This window comes from Flavobacterium sp. P21 (assembly GCF_050632225.1).
Taxonomy (GTDB): domain Bacteria; phylum Bacteroidota; class Bacteroidia; order Flavobacteriales; family Flavobacteriaceae; genus Flavobacterium.
The window spans coordinates 3,455,698-3,470,915 of record NZ_CP192585.1 but is presented as its reverse complement, the minus strand read 5'-3'; the positions used below and the strand labels follow the sequence as shown (position 1 = coordinate 3,470,915).

General features: G+C 31.0%; 23 protein-coding genes. 11 read left to right on the top strand and 12 right to left on the bottom strand.

Going from position 1 to position 15,218, the window contains the following annotated elements; all coding sequences use genetic code 11:
• Positions 1 to 50: 50 nt before the first annotated feature.
• The 7 genes from ACQ9BO_RS17440 to ACQ9BO_RS17410 all read right to left on the bottom strand — a co-directional run bounded on the left by ACQ9BO_RS17440 (position 51) and on the right by ACQ9BO_RS17410 (position 4,162).
• Positions 51 to 704 (bottom strand): sensor histidine kinase, encoded by a 654-nt coding sequence (locus tag ACQ9BO_RS17440; protein ID WP_431241754.1) that lies wholly within the window; start codon positions 702 to 704, stop codon positions 51 to 53.
• 47 nt (positions 705 to 751) lie between these two features.
• The gene (locus ACQ9BO_RS17435; protein WP_431241753.1) at positions 752 to 1,285 is read right to left on the bottom strand and encodes a hypothetical protein; all 534 of its coding nucleotides are present in this window, start codon (positions 1,283 to 1,285) and stop codon (positions 752 to 754) included.
• 53 nt (positions 1,286 to 1,338) lie between these two features.
• Complete coding sequence (locus ACQ9BO_RS17430) at positions 1,339 to 1,599, bottom strand: hypothetical protein (RefSeq protein WP_431241752.1); 261 nt, start codon at positions 1,597 to 1,599, stop codon at positions 1,339 to 1,341.
• Between the two features lie 104 nt (positions 1,600 to 1,703).
• Positions 1,704 to 1,922 (bottom strand): hypothetical protein, encoded by a 219-nt coding sequence (locus ACQ9BO_RS17425; RefSeq protein WP_431241751.1) that lies wholly within the window; start codon positions 1,920 to 1,922, stop codon positions 1,704 to 1,706.
• A gap of 146 nt (positions 1,923 to 2,068) precedes the next feature.
• The gene (locus tag ACQ9BO_RS17420) at positions 2,069 to 2,500 is read right to left on the bottom strand and encodes a hypothetical protein (protein WP_431241750.1); all 432 of its coding nucleotides are present in this window, start codon (positions 2,498 to 2,500) and stop codon (positions 2,069 to 2,071) included.
• A 292-nt stretch (positions 2,501 to 2,792) separates the two neighbouring features.
• Entirely contained in the window at positions 2,793 to 3,821 is a 1,029-nt protein-coding gene (locus tag ACQ9BO_RS17415) for a sigma-54 interaction domain-containing protein (RefSeq protein WP_431241749.1), read from the bottom strand.
• Between the two features lie 59 nt (positions 3,822 to 3,880).
• Positions 3,881 to 4,162, bottom strand: a complete 282-nt coding sequence (locus tag ACQ9BO_RS17410; protein ID WP_431241748.1) for a response regulator — start codon at positions 4,160 to 4,162, stop codon at positions 3,881 to 3,883.
• 622 nt (positions 4,163 to 4,784) lie between these two features.
• Between ACQ9BO_RS17410 and ACQ9BO_RS17405 the strand changes: the two genes are divergently transcribed.
• The 5 genes from ACQ9BO_RS17405 to ACQ9BO_RS17385 all read left to right on the top strand — a co-directional run bounded on the left by ACQ9BO_RS17405 (position 4,785) and on the right by ACQ9BO_RS17385 (position 7,607).
• The gene (locus tag ACQ9BO_RS17405) at positions 4,785 to 5,072 is read left to right on the top strand and encodes a hypothetical protein (RefSeq protein ID WP_431241747.1); all 288 of its coding nucleotides are present in this window, start codon (positions 4,785 to 4,787) and stop codon (positions 5,070 to 5,072) included.
• A 71-nt stretch (positions 5,073 to 5,143) separates the two neighbouring features.
• Positions 5,144 to 5,725 (top strand): DUF417 family protein, encoded by a 582-nt coding sequence (locus ACQ9BO_RS17400; RefSeq protein WP_431241746.1) that lies wholly within the window; start codon positions 5,144 to 5,146, stop codon positions 5,723 to 5,725.
• Entirely contained in the window at positions 5,722 to 6,258 is a 537-nt protein-coding gene (locus ACQ9BO_RS17395) for a carboxymuconolactone decarboxylase family protein (RefSeq protein ID WP_431241745.1), read from the top strand. The genes ACQ9BO_RS17400 and ACQ9BO_RS17395 overlap by 4 nt, the downstream gene beginning before the upstream one ends.
• 34 nt (positions 6,259 to 6,292) lie before the next feature.
• Positions 6,293 to 6,703, top strand: a complete 411-nt coding sequence (locus ACQ9BO_RS17390; RefSeq protein ID WP_431241744.1) for a DUF1348 family protein — start codon at positions 6,293 to 6,295, stop codon at positions 6,701 to 6,703.
• A gap of 34 nt (positions 6,704 to 6,737) precedes the next feature.
• Positions 6,738 to 7,607: an alpha/beta fold hydrolase gene (locus tag ACQ9BO_RS17385; protein WP_431241743.1), complete on the top strand. Its 870-nt coding sequence runs from the start codon at positions 6,738 to 6,740 to the stop codon at positions 7,605 to 7,607.
• Between the two features lie 124 nt (positions 7,608 to 7,731).
• Here the strand turns inward: ACQ9BO_RS17385 and ACQ9BO_RS17380 are convergent, their stop codons facing one another.
• The 4 genes from ACQ9BO_RS17380 to ACQ9BO_RS17365 form a co-directional block, all read right to left on the bottom strand.
• Positions 7,732 to 9,288: a sigma-54 interaction domain-containing protein gene (locus tag ACQ9BO_RS17380; protein ID WP_431241742.1), complete on the bottom strand. Its 1,557-nt coding sequence runs from the start codon at positions 9,286 to 9,288 to the stop codon at positions 7,732 to 7,734.
• 135 nt (positions 9,289 to 9,423) lie between these two features.
• Positions 9,424 to 9,573, bottom strand: coding sequence for a helix-turn-helix domain-containing protein (locus ACQ9BO_RS17375; protein WP_431241741.1), 150 nt, complete (start codon positions 9,571 to 9,573; stop codon positions 9,424 to 9,426).
• A gap of 479 nt (positions 9,574 to 10,052) precedes the next feature.
• Entirely contained in the window at positions 10,053 to 10,346 is a 294-nt protein-coding gene (locus ACQ9BO_RS17370) for a hypothetical protein (RefSeq protein WP_431241740.1), read from the bottom strand.
• A 58-nt stretch (positions 10,347 to 10,404) separates the two neighbouring features.
• Positions 10,405 to 11,325: an AraC family transcriptional regulator gene (locus ACQ9BO_RS17365; protein ID WP_431241739.1), complete on the bottom strand. Its 921-nt coding sequence runs from the start codon at positions 11,323 to 11,325 to the stop codon at positions 10,405 to 10,407.
• A 413-nt stretch (positions 11,326 to 11,738) separates the two neighbouring features.
• On the opposite strand from ACQ9BO_RS17365, the gene ACQ9BO_RS17360 reads away from it, so the two are divergent.
• From ACQ9BO_RS17360 to ACQ9BO_RS17345, 4 genes are all read left to right on the top strand, one after another.
• Positions 11,739 to 12,224: an alpha/beta fold hydrolase gene (locus ACQ9BO_RS17360; RefSeq protein WP_431241738.1), complete on the top strand. Its 486-nt coding sequence runs from the start codon at positions 11,739 to 11,741 to the stop codon at positions 12,222 to 12,224.
• Positions 12,221 to 12,598, top strand: coding sequence for an alpha/beta fold hydrolase (locus ACQ9BO_RS17355; protein ID WP_431241737.1), 378 nt, complete (start codon positions 12,221 to 12,223; stop codon positions 12,596 to 12,598). The genes ACQ9BO_RS17360 and ACQ9BO_RS17355 overlap by 4 nt, the downstream gene beginning before the upstream one ends.
• 111 nt (positions 12,599 to 12,709) lie before the next feature.
• On the top strand, positions 12,710 to 12,880 hold the full coding sequence (locus tag ACQ9BO_RS17350) for a hypothetical protein (protein WP_431241736.1): 171 nt from the start codon (positions 12,710 to 12,712) through the stop codon (positions 12,878 to 12,880).
• Between the two features lie 159 nt (positions 12,881 to 13,039).
• Positions 13,040 to 13,288 (top strand): Crp/Fnr family transcriptional regulator, encoded by a 249-nt coding sequence (locus ACQ9BO_RS17345; RefSeq protein WP_431241735.1) that lies wholly within the window; start codon positions 13,040 to 13,042, stop codon positions 13,286 to 13,288.
• Between the two features lie 43 nt (positions 13,289 to 13,331).
• Here the strand turns inward: ACQ9BO_RS17345 and ACQ9BO_RS17340 are convergent, their stop codons facing one another.
• Positions 13,332 to 13,970, bottom strand: coding sequence for a Crp/Fnr family transcriptional regulator (locus ACQ9BO_RS17340; RefSeq protein ID WP_431241734.1), 639 nt, complete (start codon positions 13,968 to 13,970; stop codon positions 13,332 to 13,334).
• 189 nt (positions 13,971 to 14,159) lie between these two features.
• Between ACQ9BO_RS17340 and ACQ9BO_RS17335 the strand changes: the two genes are divergently transcribed.
• Complete coding sequence (locus ACQ9BO_RS17335) at positions 14,160 to 14,600, top strand: peroxiredoxin (RefSeq protein ID WP_431245144.1); 441 nt, start codon at positions 14,160 to 14,162, stop codon at positions 14,598 to 14,600.
• A 252-nt stretch (positions 14,601 to 14,852) separates the two neighbouring features.
• Complete coding sequence (locus tag ACQ9BO_RS17330) at positions 14,853 to 15,191, top strand: GNAT family N-acetyltransferase (protein WP_431241733.1); 339 nt, start codon at positions 14,853 to 14,855, stop codon at positions 15,189 to 15,191.
• The last annotated feature ends 27 nt before the right edge of the window (positions 15,192 to 15,218 follow it).

Here is a 15,218-nt window from a genome sequence, read left to right as displayed (position 1 = left end):
AAAATGATAATTATCGGAAATCAAGTTTTAGTAAATCAATGCTACTGAATTTACTTTTTTGAATGTGCCTGATCACTTTTGTTTGTTATTAAAATAGTCTTTTCAAAATTTAGCTGTAGTAAAGTACCGTTCTTATTTTCAATTGAAAAATGAGCCTTTAAATCATCACTCAGCCATTTTATTAGATTTATTCCGAATGATTTATTGTTTTCAGAATTTGAATTTACCGGAATTCCAATGCCATCATCCTGAATAGCTAGTAAATATCGATTCTGATGGGTTGAAAGCAGTGTTATAGAAATGATGCCGTCTCTATTATTTGGAAAGGCATATTTAAGAGCATTAGTAATCGCTTCATTTATAATTAGACCTAACGGAACTGCCTGCGTAACATCTAACTCCACTTCTTCAATTTTTAATTTAAAATTAATACGTTGTTTTGAATCAAATGAATCTTTTAAATATTCAACTAATTCTCTAATATAAATCGGCATATTGATAGTCGAAACATTCTCAGACATAAAAAGTTTTTGATGTATTAAAGACATTGCAAGAATTCTGTTTTGACTGTTTTTAATTGTCGATAATGCTATTTCATTGTCAACAAATGAAGATTGTAAATTCAGTAAACTGATTACCATTTGCAGATTATTTTTTACTCTATGATGAATCTCTTTTAGCAACAATCGGTTCTCATCGAGCAAGTGCTTAAGGTTTGCATTCTGAAAATTAATTTCCTTTTCTTTAATTTCTAATTTTTTATTATTTTTTTCTTTACTACATATTGGTTATACAATAATGCTAGAATTATCAGCAACAGCAAAATTAATCCGATAGACAAATTGTTTAAAAGTTTTGATTTCTCAATTTTAGTTTCCTGTAATTTACTCTGTAATTCTAAAGTTTTAATATTTTCTTTATCTTTTAAAGTTTCATACTGAATTTTTAATTCTTCAATTTGCCTGTTCTTTGCTATATTAAATAATGAGTCGTTAATTCGTGTATAATTTAGATGATGCCTGATAGAAGAAGTATAGTTTCCATTAAGAGAATCGAGCGTATATAAGGCTAATTCTAACATTTGAGGCTGATACTTTTGTTTTGTTTTTTCATTGTACGAAATAAGCTTGTCAGCATAAAATTTTGCTTTAGTTGAATTTCCTTTTTTTGCGTAAAAAATGGACATTGATAAATAACCAAAACCCACTGTCATGGCAGTTTTTTGAGATAAGAGCTTATCAGCATATTTATCCATTTCTATATAATTTTTTTCTGCGACTGGCATATTACCTAATTTTTCATAGGTTGATGCTTTAATTTGTAGTACAAGGTATTTGTCTAAATCATTTTTAGGAGGATATAATTCGCTTTTTTTATTATATAGTCAAGGGCTTCCTGATATTTTTTAGCTTTACAAAGGGATTCATTAATAAGCATAATGCTTTTGTAATAAGTACCGCTACTAATATATTTTGTCCCTGCTTCAAAACTTTTTTCATACATTTCGATAGCTTCTTTGTCATACTCCATTTTGCTGTAGATATTGCCTAATCGCATGTAGAAATTATCAGCGCAGATTAAATCATTTGTAGCTTCCATTGTTTTAATATTTTCAATGGAATAATATAGTGCCTTGTTTAGATCAAATTTTTCAGTATATATGTAGGCAAGCGGGGCAGTTGTATAATGAAGATGTTTAAAGCCTATTTTTTTTGAAGAGCATAACAATCTAAAAGTTCTTTCTCAGCCAGATCCATTTTTCCTATCCAAAAATGGACAGTAAGCAATTTCATTTGTGTTTCTATTTCAAGCTCTTTTTCTCCAAGTGCTCTATAAAGCAACATGGCTTCGGATAAAATTTGTTCTTTATTTTCTTCATTTAAGGGGAGAAATGTACCTTCATTATGTAATGCATCTGCCAACTTTTTTCTATTGTGCAATTTTCTGCTCTCCGACGCTATTTCAGAAAATATTTTTTTGCTTTCCACAAAGTTACTGGTCTGCACATAATATTTTCCTAGCAAAATAGTACTCTGTCTTTGCCATTTTGGTATGCCTAGCGATTCACTTATTTGATCAGCTTGTTTAAAGTATAGATAAGTATTTTGAAGATCCTCTTTTTTTTGCCGGCTTTATATAAGAAATGATATCCGAGATGTAGTAATAATTTTAAGCGATCTTTATTTTTTAATTTTGGAAGTACTTTTTTTGTTGCAGTTATATTATTTTGATCAATCAATATATCTCCGGGCAAGTATTTTCCATCACTATAGGCTTCGTCATAAAGTATTGATATTGGAATTTTATTGTATGCACAAGCGATTATCATTGTACTGTCGGCATCTATAAATCCTTGGTTTACAGAGTACATGTACATTCCTGTGGATTTGATTAATAGCTTTGTTTTTTTTAAGTCATAATTTTCTGGGAAATTTATTTTTTGGGCATAGCTCTGAAAAGTAATAGTTATAACAAGACTTAAGAGGTACAGTGCTTTCATATTTTATTTTATCAGAATTCAATTTGCTTTGAATAAATTTTTCTTAATTAGGGATTAAGAAGGCTTTATAAAAATAAGAATTTAAGATGAAAAAATAATAAAAGTAGGCTGTAATGCTCAAATATACAGGTGATTGTCATTTTTTAAGCTTTATACCTATAATTTATGACATAGAAAAAGAAGAAAAGGCTTTAAATAGCATTCCGACTTTTAGAAGGAAAAGTGGCAAGCAAATTTGTATCAACAAAGAAAAATCTTTTTTGATGAGTACGTTTGTATGTACTTTTTATAATTAAAAATGTTCATGAGAGATGCCAAGTTTTTTCATTTTGGCATAAAGGGTTGTAGGGTTTATTTTTAGTATTTCTGCGGCTCCTCCAGGTCCGTAAACTTTACCATTACAAGCTTGAAGTACCTGCATAATATGATTCCGCTCCATATCCTGCAAAGATTGGAGATCCCTATTTTCTGTAGTTGTATTGTGTTTTTCTGCAAGTACAGGTATGTTGATTTGGGAAATTTCGTCGCCAGTAGTAAGCAACGTCTTGCGTTCAATAAGATGTTCAAGCTCCCGAATATTGCCAGGCCAATTATGATTTTCTAATTGTTCAAGTACAATTGGAGAAATGCCGTTAACATTTTTGTCATAGACTAGTGCAAATTTTTTAAGAAAATGCATCGCAAGTTCTTTTATATCTTCCTTTCTTTCACGTAGTGGAGGAAGTTCAATAGGAAATACATTAAGTCTGTAATATAAATCTAGTCTGAAATGCCCTTCAGCAACTTCTCGCTCGAGATTTTTATTTGTAGCTGTAATGATTCGTACATCAACTTTTATGGTTTTATCGCCACTTATACGCTCAATTTCTTTTTCTTGTAGTACTCTCAAAAGTTTTGCTTGAGCATCAAGAGGAAGTTCTCCAATTTCATCAAGGAAAAGTGTACCTCCGTTTGCCTGTTCAAATTTGCCGATTCTTTGTGAATCAGCTCCTGTAAAAGCTCCTTTTTCATATCCAAACAACTCTGATTCGAGCAGTGAAAATGGAAGTGCGGCACAGTTTATCACTACTAATGGCTTGTTTTTACGCAGTGAATTTTCATGAATAAGATGTGCAATTTTCTCCTTGCCCGTACCGCTTTCACCAGTAATAAGAACTGAAGTTTCAGTAGGAGCAACGATGTTTATTTTTGAAAATATTTCATTTAATAAAGGACTTTTTCCAATAATTCCATGAAATATGTTGGAGTGTATTTCATTTTCAGTTAAAAAATTTTTCGTTTGATTTTCTACAATATGGCGGTAATGTGCAATGTCCAGCATTACCAGAAGATCTCTATGTCTGAAAGGTTTTACCAGAAAACCATACGGCTCTGTTTTTTTTACTGCTTCCAGAGTTGACAGATCAGTATTTGCGGAGATAAATAAGAACGGTGTTTTGCTTTTTTTAATTCCAAAGCAAGATCTATTCCTGTTTCCTCGCCTTGGAGTATGATGTCAAGTAACACCCAATCAGGCTTATCATTTTTTATCAAACTTCTTGCTTGCTCAACAGATGATGCAATACCAACCACTGTGTAGCCATTTTTTTGCAATAGCATTTTGAGGTCTATAGCCACTATATATTCGTCTTCGACAATTAATATTTTTTGCATATCTTCCATCTTACAGTAGGGGCTTAAATGCGTTTTTTTTTATAAAGTTAAATTTTATTATTACATCTTAAAAGTTTTATGTAGTTGTTTCACTTATTAAACTCTAAGGTTTTTATCCACAAAAAATCGAACAAAACTTTTAAAAATTTTGTTTTTTCACTTCATGATAATGGATTTTAAATTGTCGAACACCTGACTTGTATGGCGAAATGACGAATAATTCAAGATATGGCTCCCGGTTGCTTAATGCTAAATTTTCAGCATATACTTCATACAGCTATTAAAAAAAGCATTACTTGTTTTTTTAAATAACTTATGGAGTCTGTGTTTGTAAGCAAAATGTTTTTTGAAGGTGATAAGTAGCAACGCAAAATTAGTTCTGATAAATTTCGGCTCTTGTATTTTTAGTTCTAAGATAGTAAACTTGTATGATTGTCGGAATGTTGAAAAAAGACAATTAATTATAAAAATTAAAGATATTTTCAAAGATGCAAAAAAACATGAAATACATAATTTTATAACTCATTAATAGTAAATACGACCTTTCAATTTTATAATTAAAAAGATAAATTATATAGATATGCAAATCTGAAGTTTACCTAATTTTAGTGAAATTATAAAACTTAGAGATATGAACACAAACAATCAAAATCAGAGGAAAACTCAAAAAAGTGGTCCTGATCATCGAAGTGATATGAGGAAACATCAGTATAAAGATCATGATGAAATTTTGACAAACGATGAAAATTATGATGTTGACACTCATAAATTTAAAGGTGAAAAACCTGATTTCGATGATCAGTTGAATAATGAAGAAAAAAATAAAATTTACAGACGTCTCAATTACCAAATTGAGGCGTTTTTTTTAATCTATTTTGAAAGTAGTCATTCTCAAATCACAGTTGATTTTTATAAGTAATATCCATTTTTGTTATTACTCCTTCTTTTGCATCTAATGTAAATTTGTTTTATACAAAAGCAAATTACACGATGAAACATTTTATAATACATCAAATTGCTCACTTAGAAGATTACGCTAAAAGTATTGTGCGCTCTGCTCTTGTTGTAATTTTTATATGGATTGGAAGTCTTAAATTTTTTACCTATGAAGCAGATGGTATAGTTCCTTTTGTCGCAAATAGTTCATTTATGAGTTTCTTCTACAACTCACCTAAAGATTATAAAGCCTATCAAAATAAAGAAGGAGAATTTATAGCATCAAATCACGAATGGCATCTTCAGAATAATACTTACGGTTTTTCAAAAGGACTTGGTGTTTTTTTAATTGGAGCCGGTATTCTTGTCACATTACACAGAACAGCACCATTATGGAGTATGATAGGGAGTATATTAATATTTTTTACGACCGTAGGAACACTTTCTTTTCTTATAACTACTCCAGAATGCTGGGTTCCAAATCTTGGCGATTCTGATTATGGTTTTCCTTTTTTATCAGGAAGAGGCAGACTTGTTGTTAAAGACATAGCTCTTTTAGGATGCTCGTTAATTACCATGAGTGAGTCGGCAAAACTGTATTTAAGAAATAGTAATTCAAAAAATTTGCAATCATGAAAACCATCAATGTACCAACAAAAGAACAAGTGAGTGAACAATCGCAGTTATTGTTTGAAGCGATTACTAAGAAAATCGGAAAAGTGCCTAATCTTTATGCAACAATTGGTTATTCTGCTAATGCACTTAAAGGTTTTCTTGAATTTGAGGAAGCTTTTAGTCATGGAACTTTCAGCGCCAAAGAGAGGGAAGGCATTAACCTTGTAGTTTCGCAAGTAAATCATTGTAGTTATTGCCTTGCGGCGCATACTATGCTTGCTAGTATGAAAGGTTATACTAACGAAGAAATAATTGGATTGAGAAAAGGCTTATCTGATGACAGTAAATTTCAAACAGCTCTGAAGCTTGCAAAATCCATGGCTGAAAATAAAGGTGAAGCAGATGCATCTTTTAAAGATGCTTTTTTTGAAGCAGGTTATAATGAGACAGATCTTATAGATCTTGTAGGTATTGTAACAGTAAGAACTTTTACGAATTATGTTTATGCCCTTACCGAAATACCAATTGATTTTCCAAGAGCATCGGAACTTTAAAGAATTAATCAACCTTTAATTAAGTCAAATCATCATGAAAAAATATCCAATTCCTCCCTTTACACTAGAATCAGCAAAGGAGAAAATACAGTTAGCTGAAGATGCTTGGAATAGCCAAGACCCGAACAGAATAGCTCAAGCATATACTATTGATAGCGAGTGGAGAAACCGTCATTTGTTTATTAATGGCAGAGAAGAAATTATTGCGTTTTTAACTGGCAAGTGGCAAAAAGAACTCGATTATAAGTTGAAAAAAGAATATTGGGCGCATACTGACAATCGCATTGCTGTACGATTTGAGTATGAATATCATAATGCGACGGGAGAATGGTTTAGAGCGTATGGAAATGAAAATTGGGAATTTGATGAAGATGGCATTATGAAGAGAAGATTTGCCAGTATTAATGATCTTCCAATCAAAGAAAGCGACAGGAAGTTTAGATGATTTAAACAAATTAATAAATTAAAAATGCAGTGTTATGAAAACAAGTTATCACATAAAGAATATTAATGGAGTAGATATTTTTTATAGAGAAGCAGGTAATAAAGAAAATCCAACGCTTCTTCTCTTGCATGGTTATCCAACTTCTTCACATATGTTTCGCAATTTGATTAATTATTTAGCCGATGATTTCCATTTAATTGCGCCAGATTATCCAGGCTATGGAAGAACTGAACAGCCTCCAATGTCGGGTTTTGCTTATACGTTTGAGAATTTCAGTAATTTAATGAAAACATTATTAGATGAATTGAATATTAAAAAATTCAGCCTTTATTTAATGGATTATGGCGCTCCTATAGGTTTTAGAATTGCAAGCCGGAACCCGGAAAGAATTGATACGCTAATAGTGCAAAATGGTTGTGCTTATGAAGAAGGTCTTGAAACTTTTTGGGATCCTATTAAAGCATATTGGAAAGACAGAAATAATAAGGAAGCCGAAAACACACTCAGAGGTTTTCACGATCCAAATGGATTGAAATGGCAGTATACTCACAGCGTTCCCGATCCCACAGTAATTTCGCCAGACAATTGGGAAATCGATTTGAGACATTTAGAAAGATTAGAAAATGACGCTATACAATTAGCCATGTTTTATGATTATCAGACCAATGTAACCTTGTATCCAGAGTGGCAGGAATATTTTAGAAAACATCAGCCAGAAATGCTTATCGTATATGGAAAAGACGATTATATTTTTCCAGGTTCCGGAGCGGAGGCTTTTAAGAAAGATGTAAAAAATCTTGAGTTTCATCTTTTTCCAACCGGTCATTTTGCGTTAGAAAGCTTTGGTGATGAAATTTCAGCACTTATTAAAGATTTTCTTAAAAGAAAAACAGCTAAGAAATAATTGAGATATAATTAAAAATGAAATCTCATACACCTATATTAGAGAAAAAATAAAGTTGAAGAGCGATCTTCGTTTTATCGGAAGATGAAAAAATGATCTACGATTTAAATAAATAATTTTAAAATTAATGATCTGATACATAATGTTTTTTGCTAATCCCTAGTTTTTTTATTTTGGAATTTAATGTTGTGGATGGTATTTTTAAAAGAGAGGCAGCGCCGTTTGGACCGGAAATTTTTCCTCCACACAATTTAAGTACTTTGAGGATATATTCTTTTTCAAACTCATTCCAAGGTTTTATAATGGTATTATCATTAGTAGAAAGTACTGTTTTATAATTATTGGAATCAAGTTTTTTAATAACGCTTCCAGGAGTTAATAATACAGCTCTTTCTATTGTATGCTCTAATTCTCGAACATTTCCTGGCCAATTAAAGAATTTAAGCGAATTAAGAAGCGAGTCAGCAATTGTCTTTAATGGCTTTTCGTTTTTAACACAATAATTATGGACAAAGAAGTTGGCAAGATCGGCAAGATCATCTTTGCGGTCTCTTAGCGGAGCAATTTCAATTGGAAAAACATTAAGTCGGTAAAACAAATCGGCTCTAAAATTACCTGCACTTACTTCTTCCAGTAAATTTTTGTTACATGATGTAATGATGCGGGTATCGACAATAATGGTAGTATTACCTCCAATGCGCTGAATCTCTTTTTCTTGAATGGCTCGTAATAATTTTACCTGTAAATCTAAAGCCATTTCATTTATATTATCAAGAAATAATGTTCCTTGGTGCGCTTGTTCAAATCGGCCGATTTTTTGGGATATGGCCCCGCTAAAACTTCCTTTTTCGTAACCAAATAATTCACTTTCGATTAAACTGTCCGGGATTGCGGCACAATTTATTTTTATGAAAGGTTTTTTAGCTCTTTTTGAATTTTGATGTATCGCTTTTGCAACAAGTTCTTTTCCCGTTCCGCTTTCACCTTGTATAAGAACATTGCTGTTAGTACCACTGACAAGTTTAATAAGTTTTCGAAGATTTTGTGTAGCTTCACTGCTTCCAATAATTCCCATATTGTCAATAGTTTCTTCATTATTGAACGTTTTTATATGGGTTTCAATTGGAGCATTAGCAAGCATATTTTTTTCAAATAATAAAATATTGGTTATCGTAATTCCAAGTTGAGGCGATATCATTTTGATCCTATCTAAAATAGACCTTTCCGGAGGTAAACCTTTAAAATCGAAAATTAAAACACCCTTGCAATAGTGAAACGGAATAGAGCAAAAAACAATGTTTTGTGAGTTTTTGAAGGTTTCTTTTATTAAGAATGGGACTCTATTTTTATTTGCAAATTTACTTTTAGATAAAACAAAAGGTTCTGGAGAATTAAAAGCAGAGGCAAATAATTCAGAATTATCAGTAAAATATTCATTTTTATATTGATTATAGTGGGAAGGAATATTATGATAAAAAAGGTTGTAGTTTTTTTGTAATGCATCTTCAAGACAAATCATCACTTGACTAAATCCAATTATTTGTTTTAATGTAATATTTATGACATCATTAAGCTCGTTTTTTGTAGTTATAGGAGCAAGGCTTCCGCTCATTAAAATAATTAGGGATTGTTCATATTCTCTTTGTTCCAGACGCGTTTTAATGTCTAAATTAGATCTCATATTTACTGCTTTAATTTGTAAAGAGTTAAATATCTTTTTTTAATTAGGTTTGGCTTGATTTTTTTATGTAAATCATTTGTATAGAACAGGTTATTAAAATTACTTTTTTATTTTCAAAACTTCATACATTTGTAATTATATTTTAATATTTCGAAGGTCTCTCGGAGTATATCCCGTATGTTTTTTCAAAAAAATAGTGAAGTACGACATGTACGGAAAACCTAGGCGATATGAAATTTCTTTTATAGAAAGTGAATTATTCTGAAGTAAGTTTTCAGCGAGCAAGAACGGTTTTTTCAGTAATCCAATGACTTACCATTTTTCCTGTTCTTTTTTTAATTACATCCGAAAGGTAATTGGCATGAATTCCCTGCATATTGGCATAGTCTTTAACTCTAAGTTGTGTTCGTACTCGGCCTTCCTGTAATAGTTGAGAGTGATATTCAAGGTTTTTAATGAATTGTTTTAAAATATCATGCTCTTTGTTTTGTCCTAGCTGTTGGTCATAATTTTGCCAAAAGTTTCGTTTAATTCTTAAAAGAAGACGGGTTACGAGATTAGCAATAATATTTTTTTAAAAGGTGAATTTCCTCTGCTTATGATGTCGATTTGCTTACAGATACTGCAAAGATCTTCAAAATTTTCAGAAAGCATATCTTTAGGTGTAACAGTCTCCAGGACTAAAAAAGGAAATGTTTTAAAAAGTTCAACTCCTGCATATTTGGCAAGAAACCGTTCCGAAAATTTGATGTGATAAATTTCATCTAAATTATGCCATTCCAGTTGTCGGTGCTTATCTGGTCGGCTAAAAAAAGTGTTTTCGGAGCAACTTCTAATCTATTGGTTTTTGTAGTATAAAGTCCAGACGCTTTGATGGCTAAAGTCAGCGAAAAACAATTGGAATTAAACCATAATGTAGCATTATGAGAAAGATCTGAATGAAATTTGACATTTAAACTCCCAAATTCATCATCATTTATATGTTTTTTGATTGATCTTTCCTTTGAAACGCTTTTAGCGCGATCTTTTTTATATTCAGCAGTTTCATTTTGTACCATGATTGATAAAATTTTAATGTTATTAAAAGAATGAGATGAGGCTGTTTTGAAAAAAAGATCATAGAAAGCTAAAATCTCTTCTAAATGTACCCGGCGCATTTTGGGTGTGTCTTTTGAAATAATTGTAAAAATAATTAAGATCATAAAAACCATAAAGTGTAGCGATATCTCTCATTGGTTTATCGGTATATTTCAGCAAATACTTGATGTCTTCGATTAGTTTTTCATGAATCCATTGATTGACAGATTTTCCGGTCGCAGTACTTACAATTTTAGACAATGTTGATTCATTAAGATTTTGTTTTTTCGCATAATCATTTATATGAAATAGCATATTAGAGTGTCCGCAGGCAATTTTACTGAAGTTATCTTCTATGTCATGGATAAAGGTCGTTACATAAGAATTGTATTTTTTTTGTAAATTTCCTGATGTATTTTCAAATTGTTCCTGACGAATAAATAGCAGAAGATTAAAGATAAGATTGGTAATTAATTCGTGTTTATAGGGCTCTTTAGAAATGGCTTCTTTATAGATTTCAAGGCAGGTAGTTTCAAAACTTTTCATCATTTTGTCCGTAAGATTTGTAATGGAATTTTTAGAATTTTCTAATTTTTGAATCTCATCTATGCCTGCAGGCCAATATTGCAAAAGGAATTTTTTGCTGAAAGTTATAGTGTAAGCTTCGCCTAAACTGGACCATCGGCTTGTAAGAAAAGAATCTGGCCTTGAAAAAAGTATGCAATTTTGACCAAGTTCATAAACAGAATTACCTATATAATAAGTGACGTTTCCTTCAATAACAACAATTATACTATAATGGTCAGGTCTGAAAATTGGCGTTTGATAAGGAAGTTGCATTCCAAGTTGCTCCATGCGAATTATCGCAAAGTCGTCATTATCAATATAATCAAAAAGAGGAAGATCCATAAAAGTCAAACAGTCAGTAAATTTTCTAACTGTTGTTAATAACGGTTTCATGTTAGTTGATTTTGAAAAATGAATAATATAGTGACTTGGGAGCATCGATTACAGGATATGAATCTTATATCGTTTGTCAATTGCTTTTTATTTGAGGTCGCTGAGGTTTGAATTGCTTTCATAAACTTTAATGTTTGGTTATTAATGGTTTATGAGTGCAAATCAATTTTCCGACCCTTTTATTTAAAGTATTGTTTATCAGTTATTTATGTTTTTTGTTTGTGTTTTTTTTTACTTTATTTCGTCATTTTACAATAAGATTTACAAAATATATTGTTCAAAGTCGCATTTCGAAAAATCTTTATTTAATATAATTTTTAATTGGAATAGGAGAGATTTACGCTTTTAATTAATGCCTAAATTTGTAATGGAGAGATTGTTTTTTATAAAAAATAAATTAATAAATAGAACATATGAAAAATCAAGTTTCTTATAAAACGGCAAATATCGATGGTCTTACTATCTTTTATCGTGAAGCGGGTGTTCGTAAAGATTCGACTATATTACTGCTTCATGGTTTTCCTTCTTCATCGCATATGTACAGAGATCTTATAGCAGATCTTGCAGAATCCTTTCATGTCATTGCTCCTGATTATCCTGGTTTTGGTCAAAGTAGTGCACCAACACTTCAGGAATACAATTATACTTTTGACAATTTATCTGTTACCATAGAACATTTTATAGATCATTTGAACCTTAAAAATATAAGCCTTTACATTCAGGATTATGGCGGACCCATTGGATTAAGAATTGCCGCACGACGACCGGAGATTATTTCATCTCTGATCATTCAAAATGCTAATGCATATCTTGAAGGCCTGGGCGAAGCATTGGCTCCATTAACTGCTTATATTGATAATCAGAATACTGAAACAGAAAGCAAAGCGAGATTTTTTTGACACTCGAAGCAACCAAATGGCAATACTTTAACGGTGCCGAAAATATCGACAAAATAAGTCCCGACAGCTATGCGATGGATCAGTATTATCTTCACCGCCCCGGGAATGATTTAATACAATTAGCATTGTTTAGAGATTACGGCAGTAACGTAATGAAATATAACGATTGGCAGGATTATTTCCGAAAATATCAGCCACCGGCATTGGTTGTATGGGGAAAAAACGATGCCATGTTTGTTGCGGCTGGAGGTGATGCCTATAAAAAAGATCTTCCAAAAGCCAAAATCTACCAAATTAATGGAGGACATTTTCTACTCGAAGAACATCATAGTATAGTGGCGAAGTACATCCATGATTTTATAAGCCAATTATAAGAAAGATATTCGCTCGCTAAATTATTTTAAAGCATGGTTAATTATTACATTTGTTAGGATATTAAAATAAGTTTAGGCTTATTTATCAGATGTTTGTAATATTTAAATAACATGGAAAAACTATCAATCAGAGACATTTTTAAAGGAATTGATTTTTCTGAATCTGAAGTAGAAATAGCAGAGAAAAAATTCACCGAGATTTTTGTAGAAAAGGGAAGTGTTTTGCTGACTCCGGGAGAATTTGTACCCTATCAGTATTTTGTTTATGAAGGTCGCTTGTGAACCTATTTTATCACCGAAGCAGGGAAAGAATACACGCTTCAGTTTGCTGTAAATGATTGGTGGATTAGTGATTACACTGCTTTTTTTACAGATCAAAAATCTATGTTTTATATCGATTGTGTCAAAAACGCTACGATTTATAAAATATCAAAACAGGCAATGGAAGAACTTTATAAAGAAGTTCCGCAGATTGAAAGTTTTTTCAGAATTAAAATGGAACGCTTTTTTGGAACCTATCAAAAAAGAATATTATCTGATCTTGCGATGACTGCTGAGGAAAAATATTTAAGATTTTTAAAATCATATCCGGATATTGAAAAACATATAAAAAATTATCACTTGGCCTCGTATCTCGGAATTACTACAGAAAGTTTAAGCAGGGTAAGAAGTGAGCTAATGAAAAAATAGCCTCGATTTAATAACGTATTAAATTTTTGATACTAGAATGGAATTAAATATTTTTTCTGATTCTACTAAGTGATTGAGGCGCTACATCGAGATAAGAGGCAATATAATAATTGTTGAACATGTTAAGGAGATACGGTTCATCTTTTAGAAATTTTTTATAGCGTTCTGTAGCAGAAAGAGTCAGCAATGTAGAAATACGATCATAAATCATAATAAAAGCTCTTTCATTAATTATACGTATCCAACGTTCAAAAATCATGGAGTTGTCCGAAAGAAAACGAACTTGCTCTCTCGAAAAACGAATTGAAGTTATATCTGATAATGCTTCGATAGATACCGTAGCCGATTCACCAGATAAAAAGCTTTTATAATCTACCGCAAAAGCATTTTTGACAGAACTTTCAGGTTTGTTAAAATGAAAAAACCATGTGGTAGTTTTTCCGCTGTGATTGGTAAAGTATGAAATACCTTCTCCGCTAATTATAAAATGTATAAATCTACAATCTGAACCAGCATGTAGTAAATGACTTCCTTTTTCATAATTGACCAATTCGCAATGTTTTGAAATCATTGTTATAGTTTCTGTATCAAGATCGAAATCCTTAGATACAAATTCAAAGAAAGGAATCGCAAAATGATGCTCAATGGGAATTTTTGAGATATCTAAAGTATTGTTATCCATAATAAAAGTGAATCTGATACTTTCGTACACTTTACAAAAATAACAAATAAAAGGATGTTTTTTTATCTTCTTACATTGACGAAATTAACCTATGTGAATGCAAATGGAATTTGTATTTTGGAACTTTGCGACGAAATATTTAAAATAAAATGCAATGCAATTAACACATAATAAAAAAATACATTAGAGATAGGTGATCGCATACCAGCCTTTACATTAAAAAATCAGGATAATGAATTGTGGGACAGCAAAGATAATATATTGGGATATCTTAGTATTGTCTATTTTTATCCAAAAGATGAAAGTGCTATATGCACAAAAGAAGCTTGTGCTTTTAGAGACAGTTTCACAGCTTTTACAGATGCAGGAGCACAAGTAGTTGGAATTAATTCAGGAAGTGTTGAAAGTCATAAAGAATTTGCTCTTAAAAATAATTTGCCTTTTACTCTTTTGAGTGATAATGAAAATAAAGTTCTAAAACAGTTTGGTGTTAAAAGTGCATTATTTGCAAGTGGACGCGAGACTTTTATTTTTGATAAGGAAGGAGTTTTAATCTATAAATTCAGGAATTTCTTCAAGGGAGATGCTCATGTCGAAAAAGCATTGAATTTTTTAAATTCGAGAAAGTAAACAGTAAAATTAATTTTACTGGTAACGAACAAGCGTTTGAATTCTATCATTATAATTCAAACGCTTTTTTTGCATCTTAAAAATAATGATATTTATAAAATAGAAAACCAAGGTTTACGACTAAAATTTATGATATTAATCAAACATAATTATCATACATCATTTTTTTGAAAACTGAATTAAAGAATTTTGGAAGTTGCACTAAAAATGTACTCCAATAGACAAGTAAATATTTTATTCCAAATACAAAAAATGAAAATAATCAAATTAAAAAGTTCTGATAATATCGATAAAATAGTAGATATTTTTGATCAGTATATGATGTTTTATAAACTTCCTTCATCTATAGATAAGTACAAGAAATTTTTATCGGATCGATTGATTAATAATGAAGCGATTATATTTATGGCTGTTAATGAACAGGAAGATGCAATAGGTTTTGCTTTAAATTACCCTCCTTATTCATCACTTTCACTAGGAAAAATTCTGGTTCTTAATGATTTATTTGTTCTTCATAATGAAAGAAAGAAAGGAGTTGCGCAAGCTTTAATAAATGCTGTTTTTGAGTTTGCAAAAAAGAAAACATTATAAGAATTGATTTATGCACAGAGAAAAGCA